At 65.5% G+C, this 16,771-nt stretch carries 16 protein-coding genes and 1 pseudogene; 8 read left to right on the top strand and 9 right to left on the bottom strand.

What is annotated here, in order from left to right; translation table 11 throughout:
* The first annotated feature begins 197 nt into the window (after positions 1-197).
* Both OR16_RS08195 and OR16_RS39595 read left to right on the top strand, forming a co-directional pair.
* Positions 198-476, top strand: a complete 279-nt coding sequence (locus tag OR16_RS08195) for a hypothetical protein (protein ID WP_043418970.1) — start codon at positions 198-200, stop codon at positions 474-476.
* Positions 477-501: 25 nt separating this feature from the next.
* Positions 502-1,191: a helix-turn-helix domain-containing protein gene (locus OR16_RS39595; protein WP_050982919.1), complete on the top strand. Its 690-nt coding sequence runs from the start codon at positions 502-504 to the stop codon at positions 1,189-1,191.
* Between the two features lie 84 nt (positions 1,192-1,275).
* On the opposite strand, the gene OR16_RS08185 is transcribed toward OR16_RS39595, so the two are convergent.
* The 4 genes from OR16_RS08185 to OR16_RS08170 are packed head-to-tail and all read right to left on the bottom strand — an operon-like array spanning position 1,276 to position 4,313.
* Positions 1,276-1,587 (bottom strand): non-heme iron oxygenase ferredoxin subunit, encoded by a 312-nt coding sequence (locus tag OR16_RS08185; protein WP_006157501.1) that lies wholly within the window; start codon positions 1,585-1,587, stop codon positions 1,276-1,278.
* Positions 1,588-1,609: 22 nt separating this feature from the next.
* Positions 1,610-2,083, bottom strand: coding sequence for an aromatic-ring-hydroxylating dioxygenase subunit beta (locus OR16_RS08180; RefSeq protein WP_006157500.1), 474 nt, complete (start codon positions 2,081-2,083; stop codon positions 1,610-1,612).
* 3 nt (positions 2,084-2,086) lie between these two features.
* Entirely contained in the window at positions 2,087-3,343 is a 1,257-nt protein-coding gene (locus OR16_RS08175; protein ID WP_006157499.1) for an aromatic ring-hydroxylating dioxygenase subunit alpha, read from the bottom strand.
* A 40-nt stretch (positions 3,344-3,383) separates the two neighbouring features.
* Positions 3,384-4,313, bottom strand: a complete 930-nt coding sequence (locus OR16_RS08170; protein WP_006157498.1) for a 2Fe-2S iron-sulfur cluster-binding protein — start codon at positions 4,311-4,313, stop codon at positions 3,384-3,386.
* A 128-nt stretch (positions 4,314-4,441) separates the two neighbouring features.
* On the opposite strand from OR16_RS08170, the gene OR16_RS08165 reads away from it, so the two are divergent.
* Positions 4,442-5,344: a LysR family transcriptional regulator gene (locus OR16_RS08165; protein WP_006157497.1), complete on the top strand. Its 903-nt coding sequence runs from the start codon at positions 4,442-4,444 to the stop codon at positions 5,342-5,344.
* Positions 5,345-5,583: 239 nt separating this feature from the next.
* On the opposite strand, the gene bcsS is transcribed toward OR16_RS08165, so the two are convergent.
* From bcsS to OR16_RS08150, 4 genes are all read right to left on the bottom strand, one after another.
* Entirely contained in the window at positions 5,584-6,303 is a 720-nt protein-coding gene (gene bcsS, locus OR16_RS08160; RefSeq protein WP_006157496.1) for a cellulose biosynthesis protein BcsS, read from the bottom strand.
* A 14-nt stretch (positions 6,304-6,317) separates the two neighbouring features.
* Positions 6,318-8,456 (bottom strand): glycosyltransferase family 2 protein, encoded by a 2,139-nt coding sequence (locus OR16_RS08155; protein WP_006157495.1) that lies wholly within the window; start codon positions 8,454-8,456, stop codon positions 6,318-6,320.
* Between the two features lie 6 nt (positions 8,457-8,462).
* A complete protein-coding gene (locus OR16_RS43455) occupies positions 8,463-8,786 on the bottom strand; it encodes a hypothetical protein (protein WP_141639857.1) in 324 nt (107 codons plus the stop codon).
* A gap of 121 nt (positions 8,787-8,907) precedes the next feature.
* Entirely contained in the window at positions 8,908-9,801 is an 894-nt protein-coding gene (locus OR16_RS08150; protein WP_006157493.1) for a LysR family transcriptional regulator, read from the bottom strand.
* Between the two features lie 118 nt (positions 9,802-9,919).
* Here OR16_RS08150 and OR16_RS08145 point away from each other — a divergent pair, with 118 nt between their 5' ends.
* From OR16_RS08145 to OR16_RS08130, 4 genes and pseudogenes are all read left to right on the top strand, one after another.
* Entirely contained in the window at positions 9,920-12,013 is a 2,094-nt protein-coding gene (locus OR16_RS08145) for an FUSC family protein (RefSeq protein WP_006157492.1), read from the top strand.
* On the top strand, positions 12,007-12,219 hold the full coding sequence (locus OR16_RS08140; RefSeq protein WP_043418968.1) for a DUF1656 domain-containing protein: 213 nt from the start codon (positions 12,007-12,009) through the stop codon (positions 12,217-12,219). Before OR16_RS08145 ends, OR16_RS08140 begins: the two co-directional genes overlap by 7 nt.
* Positions 12,216-13,134: pseudogene (locus tag OR16_RS08135) on the top strand (efflux RND transporter periplasmic adaptor subunit). Before OR16_RS08140 ends, OR16_RS08135 begins: the two are co-directional and overlap by 4 nt.
* Entirely contained in the window at positions 13,131-14,585 is a 1,455-nt protein-coding gene (locus OR16_RS08130; RefSeq protein WP_006157491.1) for an efflux transporter outer membrane subunit, read from the top strand. The pseudogene OR16_RS08135 and the gene OR16_RS08130 overlap by 4 nt, the downstream one beginning before the upstream one ends.
* A gap of 34 nt (positions 14,586-14,619) precedes the next feature.
* Here OR16_RS08130 and OR16_RS08125 read toward each other — a convergent pair whose 3' ends face one another.
* Positions 14,620-15,546 carry a LysR family transcriptional regulator gene (locus OR16_RS08125; protein WP_006157490.1) on the bottom strand — a complete coding sequence of 309 codons (927 nt, stop codon included), beginning with the start codon at positions 15,544-15,546 and terminating at the stop codon, positions 14,620-14,622.
* A gap of 132 nt (positions 15,547-15,678) precedes the next feature.
* Between OR16_RS08125 and OR16_RS08120 the strand changes: the two genes are divergently transcribed.
* Positions 15,679-16,650: a pyridoxal-phosphate dependent enzyme gene (locus OR16_RS08120; protein WP_006157489.1), complete on the top strand. Its 972-nt coding sequence runs from the start codon at positions 15,679-15,681 to the stop codon at positions 16,648-16,650.
* Positions 16,651-16,771: the final 121 nt, after the last annotated feature.

Raw genomic sequence — 16,771 nt, 5'->3', positions numbered from 1 at the left:
GGAGTATAAGATTCCCCGTGCCCCGGGGCGATGCCAGTCATGCGTATGTCCGCACAGGCGTCTGCCCGGGCGGCAAGACTGGCGTTGAACGAAAGACCGAGCGGGGTGGCCGGAAGGCGCCCCACCATGATCAGCGGCGGCAGCGCGCGGGTACCCGTGCGGCGGATGCCCCGCACTGACCGGGCACGGAGTGAAGCATGACTACGGATTACCGTCCGGATTTTCATGCATGCATGCTCAAGGCATACGACGTTGACGAGCAAGCTGAAAATCTTTCCCATTGGGATCAACGCTATACCCAGATCTCGCCAGGACGCTTCGAGGGAGCCCTGACCGAAGCCTGGATCGGCAAGATCCAGATCTTCCGCGAAACCATCAATCAGGTAGTGCGCGCAGAAGGCCAAATGCTGGCCCGACTCCCGCTCGTTTTGCTTTCCCCTGGCGATGGAGGCACGGGCTTGTCCGTGGGCAGGTAATTGGCCGCAACAGCCTCGCACGCAGATGGACTTCCGCAGCTCGCCCTATCTCGACCTGTGTTCCATCACGTTCGATGCGTCCGAGTTGCAGCGCATGGCGTGCGACATGGCGCACCTTGAGCTGGCCAGCTTGCTGGGCAACGACGCGCCGGTCATGGCCATCTCGGCAGCGGCGGCCGGGCGCCTCCGGCTCCTGATGACGGCGGTGTTCGGCATGCTGGAATCCGGCGCCGCAGCCCTGGGCCACGGGGCTGCCCGGAAGATGATCGAGCAATCGATCCGCTCCTGTCTCCTGGTGGCTTTGGCCGGGATGCAATCCTCGCAGCCGATGACTTCCACCTACGTGTCTCGCAAATTGACGGTGGACAAGGCCGTCGATTTTGTCACGGCACATCGGGAGAGGATGGTCACGCTGGACGAGCTATGTTCCGTGCTCGCGTTGACGCGCCGCACGATGCACAACGGCTTCATCGAAGTCCTCGGGATCAGCCCACAGCAATACCTGAGGATATTCCGGCTGAACCAGGTGAGGCGAACACTCAGGGGCGGCGACGATACCCTGACCATCCAGGCCGCGGCTTTCGACTGGGGTTTCTGGCATCTGGGGCAATTCGCAGCCGACTATCGCAAGCTGTTCGCCGAACTGCCATCCGCGACATTGGGGCGAGCGACAGGCCGTTCCATTTACTCCCCCAGGGCGCCGAAGCGCACTTGAGCGATATGGCGCCGATTGGCCCGGATACGATGCTGGCGGCCAAGCCGGCGGACTGCTTCCCGCCCCCAGCCTCTGCATGCGTCCCTATAGTTCCACGAACACCGCGCCGTTCTCCACCTTCACGCTGTACGCCTGGATATCGCTGGTCAGCGGCTCGCACATCGCGCGGCCGGTGCGTACATCGAACTTGCCCTGGTGCAGCGGGCACTCGATCTCGTGCCCGTCCAGGAAGCCGTCGCACAGCCGCGCGTTGCCATGGCTGCAAGCGTTGTCGGTGGCATAGATCTCGCCGCCTACGCTGTACAGCGCGATCTCCTTGCCGAGCGCGCTGACAGCGACGACATCGTCTGCCGGAATTGCTGCCAGCGGGATGACCTGGGTCCATTGCTTTGACATGGTCTGCCTCAATATTCAGGAATCAAATCGGGTAGATGATGGAGTTGGCGATCATCTCGCTGTCGAAGATGCATAGCCGGGACTCGAACTTCAGCCCGTCGGCGGTGCGCCGGATCACGTCGATGTAGCGGCCCACGTTGTACACGGTGGATTGCCCGTCCGGCTTGGTGCGAAAGACGGCGTAGCTGGCCTCGGCGCCGATCCGCTCGCGATCCACCTCCAGGATGCGCGGGATGCCAACCACATGCCGCTGGTAGTACGGGTCGTGGAAGATGGTTTCCGTGGCGCCGTAGATGCGGTCCTTGAGCATGCCGCGGCTCTCGAACGACAACGTGGCAAGCGGGAAGCCGGCTTCGTGGTTCTCGCGCGGCTGGAGCTTGTAGACGCAGGCCTCGGTGAAGAAGCCGGGCCACTTGTCCCATTCGTTGTTGTCCAGCGCGGCAGCGTAGTCCGTGTACAGCGCCAGCACCTGCATGTAGGTTTCAAAGTCGAGCATGTCTCAGGCCTCCATCACGCGGCGCCAGTAGTTGTACATCCCGCGGATCAGCGTCTCGGTCACCATGTGGTCCGTATCGCCGATATCGCGCCCGCCGAGTTCGGCCACCGTCCGGTGGAAGGGCTTTTGCTCGAAGCCTTGCTGGGAGAACTCGATCACCTCGCCGTCGTCGGCCGAGACAAAGCCAGCCGGGCCGAACAGGTTGGCCTGGCGCAGGCGGCGCCGGGTCATGTCGGCGTCGTCGTCCTCGAAGCCGAAGTGGGTCCATACGAAGTTGAACGAGCCGTGGCCGGTGGGCTGGATGTGCCGGGTCGACACCGAGTTGACCTGCTGCTGGATGATGACGCTGGGGAACAGCGTCATCATCACGGCCGTGGGCGCACCCCACCAGGCTTCCGGCACGACATCCAGGAAGCGGTCGTCGTGCAGGTTCATCTGTTCCTTGAAGCTGGACACGCCGCTGGTCACCTCGCCCTTGCCGCCCTGGCCGCGCGTGGAGATCATGGCCGCGTGGCGGAAGTGCTCGTCCATCTTGAGCTCCGACTTGTTGTCCGCGCGCCAGAGCCCGAAGGTGACGAACCACGTATGCAGCAGCCCCGGGTGGTACGGGTCCTTGATGTTCTCCTGCATCAGCTTCCAGTTGCCGGGAATCTGCTGGCGGCTGTAGCCGAGGATGGTCAGCTTGCGGCCGTCGAAGACCCGGTCGAAGTAAGCCAGGATGGTCGGGCCGAGATAGTCCTCCAGATCCGGCACCGCATGGTCGAACGAGGCGAAGATCACGCCGTTGCGGCGCGCCACCTTTAGCTTGGTCAGGCCAAACGCCTTTGGGTCGAAATCGGCGGGCATGCCGCCATTGACCTTGCCATCGAGCTTCACCCCACGCCGGAACGGCACGCCGACCAGGTTGCCCTTCAGGTCGTAGTTCCACTGGTGATAGGGGCAGGTAAAGTCCTTGCGGTTGCCGGAACGCTCGCGGCAGAACTGCACGCCGCGATGCGCGCAGACGTTCTCCACCACGTGGATCTCGCCATCCGCCGCGCGGCTGGCAATGACCGAGCGCTCGCCGATGGCGGTGCGCTTGAAGTCGCCGGCGTTGGGGATTTCCGCCTCCAGGCCGATATAGCACCAGTGCGCCGAGTAGAAGAAGCGTTCCAGCTCCTGCCGGTAGATGTCGTCATCGGTATAGGCCCAGAACGGTATCCGGCTGGAGCCTTCATCCTTCCATTCCTTTTTCTTGAATACAACGGCTTGCTCGCGCATGGTTTGTCTCCGCGATGTTTGTGAGGTGAGGCACAAGGTGTCAGACGCCGCTGGCGTGAAATGCGTCGGCATGGATGTGGTCGGGGTCGATGCCTCGTTGCCGGAGCAGGATGGAGGCCGCGTCGACCATGACCGGTGCGCCGGCCAGATAGGCGCGCCAGCCCTGCATCTGCGCCCAGTCGTCGGCGACTGCCTTGGTCACCACGCCGCCCCGGTAACCGTTGCCGTCGCCGGCCGACGCCACCACCACGTGCAGGTGCATCGCTGCATGGCGCGCCTGCAGTTCGCGCAGCCATTCCAGGCCGTAGAGGTCCGCGTGCGTGCGCACGCCAAAATAGACGTGCACTTCGTTGCGCATGCCGCCGTCCAGCATGCCGCGCAGGATCGACAGGATCGGGGCCAGCCCGGTGCCGCCCGCGATGCAGACCACGGGGCCTTCGCACTTGCGCCGCAGGTAAGCCGTACCCAGCGGCCCGGCGACGCGGATGGCATCGCCAACCTTGAGCTCCGACGCCACATAGGACGTCACGCGCCCGTCGGGCACCAGCCGGATATGGAACTCGAGCTCGCCCGCGCCGTGCGCCACCGCCATCGAGTAAGGCCGGATATGGCGCGGTGTGAACTGCAAGGTGGCGTACTGTCCTGGAGAGAAGTCGAGCGGCTTGGGAATCGCCACGCGGACCCGCTTCTGCACCACGACTTCGTCGAGCTCCGGGATCTCGATCGCGCAGTTCTCCACCAGCGTGGTCTGGCAGGCCAGCACCGACTGGCCGGCGGCCATGGGGGCGCGCGAATCCTCGGGGCCGCTCGCCTGGGTGCGCCCGGCCAGGACCTTGCAGCGGCAGGTGCCGCAGCGCCCCGCCATGCAGCTATACGAGATGGGCACCTGGTTAGCCCGCAGCACGTCCAGCAGGTTGTCGCCGGCCTGCGCGTGCAGCGTCCTGTCCAGCGGGTGGATGGATACTTCCATGGGGGCGTCTCCAGCTAGTTCTTCCTGGCATCCGTTTGCCGATGGGCGTATGTTGGCGCCGCGGGTAGAATTAATAAATAGAAGGAAGGTGATACGTCATATCACTATGAGTGATAAAGGAAGCCAGGATGGAACTGCGGGAGATCGACCTGAACCTGCTGGTCGTGTTCAATGAACTGCTGCGTCTGCGCCGGGTGTCCGCCGTGGCCGTGGCGCTCGGCACGTCACAGCCCGCCATCAGCAACGCGCTCAACCGCCTGCGCAAGCTGCTGGGCGACGAGCTTTTCCTGCGGACCTCCAAGGGCATGGTCCCAACGCCGTTCGCGGAGAACCTGGCGGAGCCGATCGGCTACGCGCTCGGTGCCATCCACAACACGCTCAACGCGCAATCCGTGTTCGAGCCGGCCACCAGCGCGCGCGGCTTCACCATCGCCATGACGGATATCGGCGAGATCTACTTCCTGCCCGACCTGATGAAGCGGCTGTCCGCGGTGGCGCCCGGCGTGACCATCAGCACGGTGCGCAACCACACGGTGAACCTGCAAGAGGAAATGGAAAGCGGCCGCGTCGACCTGGCGATCGGCTTCATGCCCGACCTCAAGGCCGGCTTTTTCCAGCGGCGGCTGTTCCGCCAGCGCTACGTCTGCCTGTTCCGCAAGGGCCATCCGCTGGCCCGCGAGGGCATGACCCTCAAGTCGTTCAGCAGCGCCGAGCACGTCGCCATCGTCGCGGCAGGCACCGGGCACAGCATGGTGGACGAAGTGATCCAGCGCGCCGGCGTGCCGCGCCAGATCCGCCTGCACGTGCCGCACTTCGTCGCGGTGGGCCATATCCTGCAGACGACCGACCTGATCGCGGTGGTGCCGCAGGCCTATGCGCAGCGCACGTTAACGCCGTTCGGGCTGGAGACGGCGCCGTGCCCGGTGAAGATCCCCGATATCGTGATCAACGTGCTCTGGCACGCCAGGAACAATCGGGAGCCGGCCAACCAATGGCTGCGGCAGGTGGTGTTTGAGGAGTTTTCGAGGTAGAGGCGCGCAAAGCGTGGCCAATCTCATGATCGAAATCCGGCCATACGGAATATCGCTTGGCGAGCGAGTCGTCGAAAACGATCCAGCCGACCTTGCCAGGCTGGTCAGGAAGGGCCTAGGCGGGCCGGTCGCGTTCGTCGCAAAAGCGTTCGCCGCGTTGATTGACCAACACCGCGCCTGCCTCGAACACCGAGCTCGAGCCTCTCTTATCTGCTGACTAGCAGTTGGGCGTTAGGCATTCAGAATGCCTTGGTGATTTCCAGGCCGCCGTAGAACGCGCGCGACACTCCAACGGTCTTCTTGACGCCGGCATAGAACCCGAGCTTCGCGGTCTGGCCGAGCGAGATGCCGGTCAGCACCAGGCCGCCCTGCGTGGCGTGGTAGAACGGATCGCCATGCTTGATGACTTCCGCACCGGCCCACGCGTCGCCAAAGACCTTGTAGAGAATCCGGCCACGCGTCCAGTACGCCTTGGGTCCGAAGGTGTAGCTTGCGATGCCGTTGACGGCCCACCTTTTCGCAAATTCCTGCTGGCCGAGCACCGTCAGCGCCAAGCCCCATTGGCCGCCGTCGGAGCGCATGTCCGCGCCTTCCGGCGACACGCGGTTGTAGCGGTAGCGCGCGCCGGCGGTGGCTTCGGCCCACCCCGTCTCCCAGCCTTTCTGTACGCCCAGCGCCGCCTCGGCCGACTGGCCGTTCACCGTCACCGTCGTGCCGTTGGACCCGTAGCTGTAGTGGTAGTCGCTAACGACCAATTTTTGCGTCACGAACGGCACAGGCAGCCAGCTGCCGGTCACGCCGACATACTCGCTGCGCTCCCCGCCACCGGCAAAGGTGGCACCGCCGAACAGCAAGGGGCCTGCCTCGGCCTGCATCGGCCCGAACGCTGCCGCTCCGCCCAGCAGGGTGATAGCGAGGGCCAGGCGAGGCAGCCGTTGGATACGCGTGTACCGCGTCATACAGTTTTCCTGTGTTAAGCCGCCGAGCCGCACGGCGTGATGTTGTAGAGATGAAAGTCGCCCGTCGGAGTGCTGAGCTTGCCGGTGGACGTCAGGCTGACCTTGCTTTCCGCGGTCTTGCCGGATATGGCCTGGCGCAGCGTGGTGGCGGCACTGAGATCCAGTTCGATGCTGCTGAAAAGCAGCGGCGCAGTTCCCTCGATGGTGGCGATGGCCACCGGCAGCATGCCCGAGCGCGGCGGCTGGGTCAGCAATCCGGCCGCCCAGCTTTGCGCGATCAACGGCTCGGTGCTGTCCCGGCGCAGCAGTTCGGCCAGCCGCGTGAGTGGCGGCGTCTCCACTTCGCTGAAATCGGCCATGTCGAGCTGCAGCCGGCTGCCGAACAGGAATGTCTCGAGGCCTCCCGTGTTGCCTTGCGCATCCCAGTTGAAATGCAGCCCGATGGATGTGCCGTGCGGGCTGGACGGGCCGGGCCCCTTGATAAACGTTGCCACGGCCGTATCCCGCACGATCAGGTTGGGCAGGTGGATGGCCACGTCGATCACGCCGCCGCGCGTTAGCGGCGGGACGCCTTGGCCGATATAGAGTGCTCCATTGGGCGACAGATCCGACGTCAGGCCGAGATAAGTCTTGTTCTGCATCGTCAGCGTGACCGGCAGCCGCAGCGGAAAGCGGTACTCGGAGCGGCGGTTGCGCGAATGCTTTTGCGAGAACGATGCCACGATCAGCGCCGTGCCGAGGGTCATTATCGTCCAGAAAAGCGTCACCAGACCCGCGCCCACCGGGATGCTGCCGGCATACATCCGGTACAGGCCGACCGGCACGCTCAGTGCCGTCACACCGGCGATGATCAATAGCGGCGACAGCCACAGCCACGTCTTGCCGGTTTGCGACAGCTGCTTGTCGGTTACGGCAAACGGGATGTTCCTGCGGAACAGCCCGGCACTGGTCGACATGAAAGAAAAGAACCGCGCCATTGCGTACTGCTCGCTCAGGAACAGCGAGTTATAGCCACGTCCCAGTTCCAGATGCACGAGTATCGACAGGAGGTAATACAGGCTGAACAGCAGTAGGAACGTGTTAAGCGGCGAAACGATCGGCAACACGCCAAACAGGAAGACGGCCGGTGGCATGAGAAAAAAGATCAGCTTCTGCCAGCCCTCGAAGAAGAACAGCGCCGACGCAAAGTAGTTGAGCCGCTGGCCCAGCGTCAGCCCCCGGCTAAACAGGATGTTCTCGCTGCGGAAGACCTGCATCGCGCCCATGCCCCAGCGCATGCGCTGCCTCAGGTAGGTGTCGATACTGTGCGGTGCCAGTCCGAACGCCAGCGACTCCGCATGGAACACAGACTGGTAGCCGAGCTTGTGCAGCTTGATGGCCGTATGGACGTCTTCCGTCACGGTTTCTGTCGCAAAGCCGCCAATGGCCTCGATAGCGGAACGGCGGATGACGGCGCAACTGCCGCAAAAGAACGCCGCGTTCAGGGCATCCTTGCCGCGCTGGATGACCTTGAAGAACAGCGCCTGTTCGTCCCAGACCCGCCTCTTGCCCAGCCGGTGATTGAACGAGTCGATATTGAAAAAGTCCTGCGGCGTCTGCACGAAGGCGACCTTGGCGTCGCGGAAATAGCCCAGCGTCTTGACCAGGAAGTCGCGGCGAGGCGCGTGGTCAGCGTCAAATATCGCAACGAACTCGCCCTGGCTGTACTGCAGGGCGTTGTTCAGGTTGCCGGCCTTGGCGTGCACGGAATTGTCGCGGGCGAGATAGCGGCAGCCCAGTTCTTCCGCCAGCGCACGCATCGATTCGCGACGACCGTCATCCAGCAGCCAGGTGATATGCGGATAGTCCATCCGCTTGGCCGCGAGCAGGGTTCGGCGGATCAGGTCTACTGACTCGTTATACGTTGGTACAAAGACGTCGACCGCGATCCCCGGTTCGGGCGGCGGCGCCTCGCGCACGCTCAGCCGGTAGGTCATCAGCACGAAAAGCAGGCCGCTGACATACCCGTACATCTCCGCCGCGTAAAGCGGGATCGAAAGCAGCGGGGCGGCCATATTGATCGCCTCCACGCGCCAGCCCATATAAACCAAGCCGCACAGGATGTACATGGCGACCAAACAAGTGATGTATTTTTTTGGCTGTTCGGTCTTCATTTGGTCTCATTGCGTAGGAGTACCTGTAACGACCAACGCATATATACCATTTTTGGACGACTTGGTTTCCCAATAAACACAAGAATCTTGTTTTACGCCCAAAGGGGGGAGCGTCTGTGCGGGATTGGCCAGCGTTCGGACATCAATCGTGCCGACGGGAGTGGCCAAAAACAGGGGGGAGGGGGGCAAATCGGTGGTGAATTCAGGTGCGTCGACGCCATTTAACTCTGTACTGATGGACCTTTCCACTTTGCCCGCTTTGGCACTAGCAGCTAGCGCGAAGAGGTTTCTGGAGGCTGAACCATCGTCCTTTTCTATATTGACGATCAACCGTAAGCCAGCTCCAGCACGCGCCCACCCGATAGCGACATCGTCGCTGGTGGTTAGCGGCTCGCCCCGCCACTTTCTAACATCGCGCATTCGCACCGGCGGCAAACGCGCCGGTCTGCGCTTACGCCCCCAGCACTTCCTCGCAAACCGAGAACCACGCCCGCGCCGCATGCGATAGGTAGCGGCCCGGCGACCAGATATGGGCGAGCGCCCAGTCCATGGCCGGTTCCGTCAGCCGTGCCACGGCGAGCTTGTCGCGGATATCGAGCTTGTCCAGCAGCGGTTGTGGCAGGAAGGTGGTGCCCAGCCCGGCTGCGGCCATCGAGGCGAGGAAGTCCCAGTGCCCGCTTTGCGCCACGACGCGGGGCTCAAGCCGGGCGTCGAGAAAGGCTTGCCGCAGCTTGCGGGTCAGGGAGAAGTCTTCGGTCAGCATCAGCAGGGGCTCGTCGCGCAGCGCCGCCAGGGTGACGGTCTTGCCCTTGGCCCAGCTGGCCTTGCGGGGGCCTGCAACCCAGATCGGGTATTTGGCGAACTCGCGCGTGGCCAGCGCCAGCCCGCTGTCCCGGGGCAGTACGGTGGCGCCGGCTTCGAGTTCGCCACTCGCCACTTGCTGCTCCACCATGTGGCCGCCGTGCTCGGCCAGGCTGAGCTCCAGGTTGGGATAGCGCTGGCGAAAGGCGCTGACGGCCGGCGAGAAGAACAGGTTGGCCATGGGCGGGATGCCCACGGTCAACTGGCCACGGCCCAGCGAGGAGAGATCGGCCACTTCCAGCGTGAGCCGGTGCACCACGCCCAACGCTTCCTGCCCGCGCTCGTAGACCACGCGCCCCACGTCGGTCAGCCGCACCTGCTTGCCTTCGCGAATCAGCAGTGGCTGGCCGATCTCGTCCTCCAACTGGCGCACCATCTTGCTGATGGTGGATTGCGTGACGAACAGGGAGGTCGCCGCCTGGGTGAAGCTTTTCAGGCGAACGGTTTCGACGAAGTAGCGCAGGGCGCGGATGTCAATGGGCATCTGGTGCTTCCTTTACCATGAAAAAAGCGAATGCAATTTGCAATTTTAAATCATGTGAGGAATGTACGCCAGTTGGCTACACTTCGCTCCTACGTTCTTTCCAACGGATATTCGCGTCATGGCTAGCTGGCCGAGCGCACGACAGTGGCTCTTTTCACTGAAGGCGTTTGCCGCCTCGATGCTGGCGCTCTACATCGCGCTCGCGCTAGGTTTGCCCCGCCCTTACTGGGCGATGGCAACCGTCTATTTTGTTTCCCATCCGCTGACCGGCGCCACGCGCTCCAAGGCCGCATATCGTGTGGCGGGCACGGTACTGGGCGCGACCGCCGCAGTGGCCACGGTGCCCTTGCTGGTCAACGCGCCGGTGTTGCTGATGGCCGCGATCGCGCTGTGGACGGGGGGCTTGCTCTATTTCTCGCTGCTGCAGCGCACGCCGCGCAGCTATATCTTCCTGCTGGCGGCCTACACGTTGCCGATCGTGGCGCTGCCGGCGGTCAGCGAGCCGGCGCAAGTCTTCGACATCGCCGTTGCGCGCATCGAGGAGATCGTCATCGGCATCGTCTGCGCCGGCATGGTGGGCGCCATCGTCTTTCCGGCCAAGGTGGCGCCCGCGCTGCGCGCCCGCTCCGCCACCTGGCTGGCCGACGCGGCACTGTGGGCCACCGACATGTTGTCGCCCGACCCTGACGCCAATGCCACGCGCCACGGCAGCCGCCACCGGCTGGCCGCCGACATCCTCGCACTGGACCAGCTCATCACCCAGCTCTCGTACGACACGGAAAGCGCGGACACGCTGCGCCACGCGCGCGCCTTGCGCGAGCGGATGACGATGCTGCTGCCGGTGTTGTCCTCGCTGGCCGGCGTGCTCCAGGCGCTGCGCCGCCACGCGGACGGCATACCGGATACGCTGGCGCGCCATATGGCCGGCATGTCTGCCTGGATTCGCGCGGGGTTCGACGGCCCGTCGCCCGCGCTGGCGCCGGAGGCGGGCCCGTGGGCGGATTTCGCGCGGGCGCCGGGCTGGCATGGCGGCCTGGTCGCCACCGCCAACGACCAGCTGGGCACGCTGGCGGCGCTGTGCGAAGACTGCCACGCCCTGCAGCATGGCATTGGCGACCAGGCGGCCAGCGCCGCCGCGCCATCCGCGCGCGCGCTTGGGCACGGCGCCGAGCGCGCGGACCGGGCACATCACCACGATCACGCCATGCTGCTGTTCTATGCCTGCTCCACCAGCCTTGCTGTGTTCTGCGCGGGCATGCTATGGATCGCCTCGGGATGGGAGGACGGCGCCGGATCTGTCGCGGTGGCGTCCATCGCCTGCTGCTTCTTTGCCACCATCGAGGAGCCCCGGCCGGTCGCGCATTCGTTCCTGCGCTGGAGCGGATTCTGTTTTGCCGTGTCATCGTTCTACCTGTTCCTGGTGGTGCCGAACGCGCACAACTTCGAGACCCTGGTGGGCATGCTGGCGTTGCCTTACATGGGCATCGGCATGCTGATATCGCGGCCCGGCTTCAACCTGATCGCCATGCTGCTGTCGGTCAATACGGCATCGTTTGCCAATGTGCAGAGCGTCTACGACACGAATTTCCTGACCACCTTCAACGCCAGCCTGGCCAGCATCGGCGGCATGCTGTTCGCGCCCTTGTGGGCCATGGCGACGCGGCCGTTCGGCGCGCGCGTGGCGGCGCACCGGCTGATCCGCGCGAGCTGGAAGGACCTGGCACAAGCCGCCGCGCGGCGCGAGCCGGGGGAGCACGCCCGGCTCGGCGGCCGCATGCTGGACCGGCTCAGCCAGCTGGTGCCAAGGCTTGCGGCCAGCGACGACAAGATGGCTTCGGATGGCTTTGCCGAGCTGCAGGTCGGCTTTGGCGCGCTGGCGCTGCAGCGCAGCCTGCCCGGGCTGCGCCCGGCCGCGCGCCGCGCCGTGGCCAGGGTGCTCAACGCGGTGGCCTTGCATTTCCGCGCGCGCCTCAAGGCCGGGCACGCGATGGCGCCGCCGGATGCGCTATCGGAGCGGATTGACAAGGCGCTGCGCGAGGTGGCCATGCAAAGCGGTGGATTGCAAAATCCCGGCGCGAATGCGTGCAGCGCGCTGGGCGCGCTGATTGCCTTGCGGGTCACGCTGTATCCGGCGCAGCCGCAGGCTGCGGTGCGGCCTGCGCGGCCCACGTGGCCCACGCCGCTCCCATTGCGTGCGGAGCCCCGATGCTAGGCGCGGAAATCGATCTCTATGGCGTCTTCGTGCCCGGCTTGCTGGCGTTGATGCTCCTCACCTTTGTCATCACCGCCTGCATGCGTGCGGTGCTTGCGCGCGCAGGCTTTTACCGGCTGGTCTGGCACCGGTCGCTTTTCAATCTAGCCCTTTACGTCATCGTCCTGGGCGGCGTGGCCGCCATGGCCCGCTGGCTGCAATCATGAAATTCAAATTCCGCTTGTTGGTCCCCGTGATGCTGACCCTGCTGGCCACGGTGGCCGCCCTGTTCGTCGGCAAGCATCTTTGGGACTACTACACCGTGGCGCCCTGGACGCGTGACGGCCACGTGCGCGCCGACGTGGTGCAGGTCGCCCCCGATGTCTCGGGGCTGGTGACGCAGATCCTCGTCAAGGACAACCAGCGCGTGCGGCGCGGGCAGGCGCTGTTCGTGATCGACCAGGACCGCTACCAGCTGGCGCTGCGGCAGGCCATGGCGACTGCCGCCGCGCAGCGCGCCACGCTGGCGCAGGCGCGCCGCGAGGCCCGCCCGCAGTCATGCCCTGTCCGAGGTGGTCGCCACGGAAGTGGTGGAAGAAGGGCAGGCGCGGGTGCAGCAGGGCGAGGCGGCGCTGGCGCAAGCGGAGGCGGCGGTGGCGCTGGCCAGGCTCAACCTCGCCCGCACCCGGGTGACCAGCCCGGTGGACGGCTTTCTCAACGACCGCCTGCCGCGCCTGGGCGATTACGTGGCGTTGGGCCGGCCGGTGTTGTCGATGGTCGACCTGAACTCCTTTCACGTCGAAGGCTACTTCGAGGAAACCAAGCTGGCGGGCATCCGCATTGGCAACCCGGTCTCCGTGCGCATCATGGGCGAGCGCACGATCCTGCACGGCCGCGTGCAGAGCATCGCCGCCGGCATCGAGGACCGTGACCGCAGCAATGGCGCCAACCTGCTGCCCAACGTGAACCCCACGTTCAACTGGGTGCGGCTGGCGCAGCGTGTGCCGGTGCGCATCGTGCTGGACGACGTGCCGGCGGATGTACGGCTGGTGTCTGGCCGCACGGCGACGGTATCCGTGGCGCAACCGCGCAAGACCATCGCCGTGCTGCGCGACGAAACCACGGAGGAGGGCGCGCAATGAGCAAGCTCAGCCTGCTGCTGCCGGCCGTGGTCCCGTTGCTGTTCGCCTGCACTACCGTGGGCCCTGACTACCACGTGCCGGAGCAGGCGGCGGTGCGCTCGCCGCAGGCCAGCGGGCCCTTGCTCGGCACGGATGACCCGGCCGTCTCCGTGGCGCAGGTCCCGGACGACTGGTGGCGCCTGTACGATGACCCCAAGCTGGATGCACTGGTGCAGCAGGCGCTCAGCGCCAATACCAGCCTGCGGGTTGCCGCCGCCAACCTGCGCCGGGCCGTGGCGATCTATCACGAGGTGGAGGCGGAGAACCTGCCGCAGGCGGCCTTCTCGGCCAAGACCGAGCGCGCGCAGATCGCGGGCGAGAGTTTCCTGCTCAAGGAGAAGGTACCGGTCTTCAACCTGGGCGACGTCGGCTTCTCGGTGTCATACCTGGTGGACTTCTTCGGCAAGCTGGCCCGCGCCGACGAGGCCGCGCTGGCCAGCGCCGAGGCAAGCCAGGCCGCGCTGGACATGGCACGCGTGAGCGTGGTCGCGCAAACCGTGCGAGCCTATGTGCAGGGATGTGCCGCCACGCATGAGCTGGCGGCGGCGCAGCAGCAGGTCGCGCTGGCGGCGCGCGGCGTGGAGATCGCCGGCAAGATGGTGGCCGCCGGCCGTGGCCAGCCTGCCGACATGCTGCGCGCCCGCGCGCAGGCCGAGACCTTGCGCGCTGCATTGCCGCGCTTCAAGGCGGAGAAGGAGGGCGCGGCCTACCGGCTCGCCGTCATGCTGGGCCAGCCGCCGGCAGCGCTGCCGCAAGCCGCATCCGAATGCCATGAGGAGCCGACGCTGCGACAGGCGGTGCCTGTCGGCGACGGCGCCGCGCTGCTGAAACGCCGTCCCGATATCCGCCAGGCGGAACGCGAGCTGGCATCGGCCACGGCGAAGATCGGCGTGGCCACGGCCGATCTCTATCCGTCGATACGCATCGGTGCATCGGCCGGGCTCAGCGGCATCCTGAGCGATCTCGGCACGGGGCCGACCGCGCACTGGGGCCTTGGCCCGCTGATCACCTGGAACTTGCCGACCAATGGGGTGCGCCCCCGCATCCACGCCATGGAAGCTGGCGCGGACGCGGCACTCGCCCGCTTCGATGGCGTGGTGCTCAAGGCGCTGCAGGAAACCCAGGGCGCGCTCAGCGCCTACACGCGGGAGCTGGAGCGCAACCGGTCCTTGCGCGTGGCGCGCGATGACGCCAATGAAGTCGCCCGGCAACAGCGCCTGCTATACCAGGCCGGCCGCGTGCCGTACCTGTCTAGCCTGGATGCGGACCGCACGCTGGCCGGGACCGAGGCGGCACTGGCAGCGTCGGACAGCCAGGTGGCGATCTACCAGATCGACCTGTTCCTGGCGCTGGGCGGTGGCTGGCAGAACAGCCCGAAGATAGCGGAGCACAGGGTGAACGCGGAGCACTAGTTTGTGATTCAGGCCACTGGATCCCTCGGGGCCTTCATGACTTGCCGCGCACCGGTCTCGCCTTCTTGCCGGTGACATGCCGCACTGATGCGATAAAGCGTTGCACGCGCGGCGAGCGGCGCGCCGCCGAATATACAAACTCGATGTCGACCCCATCGGTCAGGTCGGCCAGCGCAATGAAGGCGATGGTGGGTGGCGCATGCCGTTGCGAACTGGCAGGTACCAACGCGCAACCCATGCCGGCGGCGACCAGCCCCAGAATGGTTGGGGTGTCGGTGCCGATCTGGACGATGTGCGGCGTGAACCCGGCCTTGGCGCATGCGGCGATCAGCAGGTTGTGCTGCGCGCTTGACTTCTCTCGGTTGAACCACACAAAGCGTTCGCCTGCGATGTCGGCAAGCCGCCGCGCGCGCTTCGCCGGTGCTGACGGCTGGGCTGGCATCGCCAGCACAAAGCGCTCGTGGTACAGGGCGATGCCGTTCAGGCTGGCATCGTCCGGCGCGCGCCAGGCCATGATGCCGCCGTCCAGTTCCTCGCTGCGGATCGCCTGCGCCTGCTGCAATGACAACAGCGGCTCGATCGAGAGCAGTATCTCCGGGTTCTGTTCCCGGAAGTGCGCAAGGATTGCCAGCGTCACCGGGGAGGCCAGGTAGCTGGGCATGATGCCGAGCGTGAACGAGCCGGTCTGGCCCTGCGCAATACGGTGGGCCCGGTCGCGCGCCTGTTCAAGCTGCAGCAGCGATTGCCTTGCGTCCTGCAGGAAGCTCATGCCGGCATCGGTGAGTTGCACGCCCTTGGCATGCCGCTCGAACAATGGGACACCTATATTCGCCTCCAGATCCTGGATCTGCCGGGACAAGGCCGGTTGCGTGATGCTCAGCGCCCGGGAGGCCGCAATGATGCTGCCTTCTTGCGCGACGGCGATGAAGTAGCGCAGGTGCCGCGTTTCGATGTTGCGCATGCTTTGCGGATTGCCTCCTGAGTATTGCTATGCCTTGAGAGTATAGCTTTAAGGCTTGATAGGCATTTGACCGCATAACTGGCAGGCTTCTACCATTCGAGGTTCTTCATGCCAGAACCGAGATGCAACACCATGCCCCATGCTGACCCTGCACAGCCCGCCACCCTTGACCACGCGGTAAGCCTGCACATCGTCACGCCGCTGCTGCGGTCCACGTCCTACTCGGCGCGGCTGGGGCGTTCGGTGTGGTTCAAGATGGAGGCGCTGCAGCCACCGGGTTCATTCAAGGCGCGTGGTATCGGCCATGCGTGCCGGATCTACAAGGCGCGGGGGGCAACGCACTTCGTGTCCTCCTCGGGCGGCAATGCCGGCATTGCCGTCGCTTACGGCGGGCGGCTTCTTGGCGTGCCGGTGACCGTCGTGGTGCCGGAGACCACGTCGGCCGCGGCGCGCGAGCGCATCGCGGCGGAAGGCGCAGAGCTGGTCGTGCACGGGCGCGCATGGAGCGAGGCCAACGAGCACGCGCTCTCGCTGATGAAGCCGGACTACGCGTTTATCCACCCCTTTGACGATCCCCTGCTGTGGGAAGGCCACGCGACGATGATCGATGAGGTGGCTGCCGCCGGCGTCAAGCCGGGCGCGGTGGTGCTGTCGGTTGGCGGTGGCGGGTTGCTGTGCGGCGTGCTGGCCGGGATGGAGCGCAACGGCTGGCACGATGTGCCCGTCATTGCGGCCGAGACCGTTGGCGCGGATTCCTACGCCGCCTCGCTCGCGGCTGGCGCGCCGGTCGCGCTGCCGGCCATCACCAGCATTGCGACATCGCTGGGTGCCAAGAGCCCTTGCACCGAGGCGGTCGCGTGGTCTGCGCGGCATCCGATCGCCAGCGAGGTAGTCACGGACAAGCAAGCCGTGGGCGCGTGCCTGCGTTTCCTGGCCGAGCACCGGATCGTGGTGGAGCCGGCATGCGGCGCGGCGCTGGCCGCGCTGGAGCGCGAGCCGGCCGCGGTGATGGCGGCGAGCGATGTGCTGGTCATCGTTTGCGGCGGCGCCGGGGCGACCGCTGAACAGCTGCAGGCCTGGGATCGCGAAGCCTGCATGATTTAAGGTCGCGGCCCCGTCGGGTTTTGCATGCGCGAATGGCCGCCGCACAGCCACCCCTGCGCCATTCGCGGACTTCAGGTGTGAAAAAACCGACTGGAAGAGAGACGTTTAATTCATCACCGGA

Origin of the sequence: Cupriavidus basilensis OR16, assembly GCF_000243095.1 — a bacterium.
Classification (GTDB): Bacteria; Pseudomonadota; Gammaproteobacteria; order Burkholderiales; family Burkholderiaceae; genus Cupriavidus; species Cupriavidus basilensis_D.
This window is presented reverse-complemented; position numbering and strand designations above follow the sequence as displayed.

What these genes read in the sequence shown, in the direction of transcription:
- OR16_RS08195 (WP_043418970.1), top strand. Translation starts at nt 198, where the DNA reads ATGACTACGGATTACCGTCCGGATTTTCATGCATGCATGCTCAAGGCA.
- OR16_RS39595 (WP_050982919.1), top strand. Translation starts at nt 502, where the DNA reads ATGGACTTCCGCAGCTCGCCCTATCTCGACCTGTGTTCCATCACGTTC.
- OR16_RS08185 (WP_006157501.1), bottom strand. Translation starts at nt 1,587, where the DNA reads ATGTCAAAGCAATGGACCCAGGTCATCCCGCTGGCAGCAATTCCGGCA.
- OR16_RS08180 (WP_006157500.1), bottom strand. Translation starts at nt 2,083, where the DNA reads ATGCTCGACTTTGAAACCTACATGCAGGTGCTGGCGCTGTACACGGAC.
- OR16_RS08175 (WP_006157499.1), bottom strand. Translation starts at nt 3,343, where the DNA reads ATGCGCGAGCAAGCCGTTGTATTCAAGAAAAAGGAATGGAAGGATGAA.
- OR16_RS08170 (WP_006157498.1), bottom strand. Translation starts at nt 4,313, where the DNA reads ATGGAAGTATCCATCCACCCGCTGGACAGGACGCTGCACGCGCAGGCC.
- OR16_RS08165 (WP_006157497.1), top strand. Translation starts at nt 4,442, where the DNA reads ATGGAACTGCGGGAGATCGACCTGAACCTGCTGGTCGTGTTCAATGAA.
- bcsS (WP_006157496.1), bottom strand. Translation starts at nt 6,303, where the DNA reads ATGACGCGGTACACGCGTATCCAACGGCTGCCTCGCCTGGCCCTCGCT.
- OR16_RS08155 (WP_006157495.1), bottom strand. Translation starts at nt 8,456, where the DNA reads ATGAAGACCGAACAGCCAAAAAAATACATCACTTGTTTGGTCGCCATG.
- OR16_RS08150 (WP_006157493.1), bottom strand. Translation starts at nt 9,801, where the DNA reads ATGCCCATTGACATCCGCGCCCTGCGCTACTTCGTCGAAACCGTTCGC.
- OR16_RS08145 (WP_006157492.1), top strand. Translation starts at nt 9,920, where the DNA reads ATGGCTAGCTGGCCGAGCGCACGACAGTGGCTCTTTTCACTGAAGGCG.
- OR16_RS08140 (WP_043418968.1), top strand. Translation starts at nt 12,007, where the DNA reads ATGCTAGGCGCGGAAATCGATCTCTATGGCGTCTTCGTGCCCGGCTTG.
- OR16_RS08130 (WP_006157491.1), top strand. Translation starts at nt 13,131, where the DNA reads ATGAGCAAGCTCAGCCTGCTGCTGCCGGCCGTGGTCCCGTTGCTGTTC.
- OR16_RS08125 (WP_006157490.1), bottom strand. Translation starts at nt 15,546, where the DNA reads ATGCGCAACATCGAAACGCGGCACCTGCGCTACTTCATCGCCGTCGCG.
- OR16_RS08120 (WP_006157489.1), top strand. Translation starts at nt 15,679, where the DNA reads ATGCCCCATGCTGACCCTGCACAGCCCGCCACCCTTGACCACGCGGTA.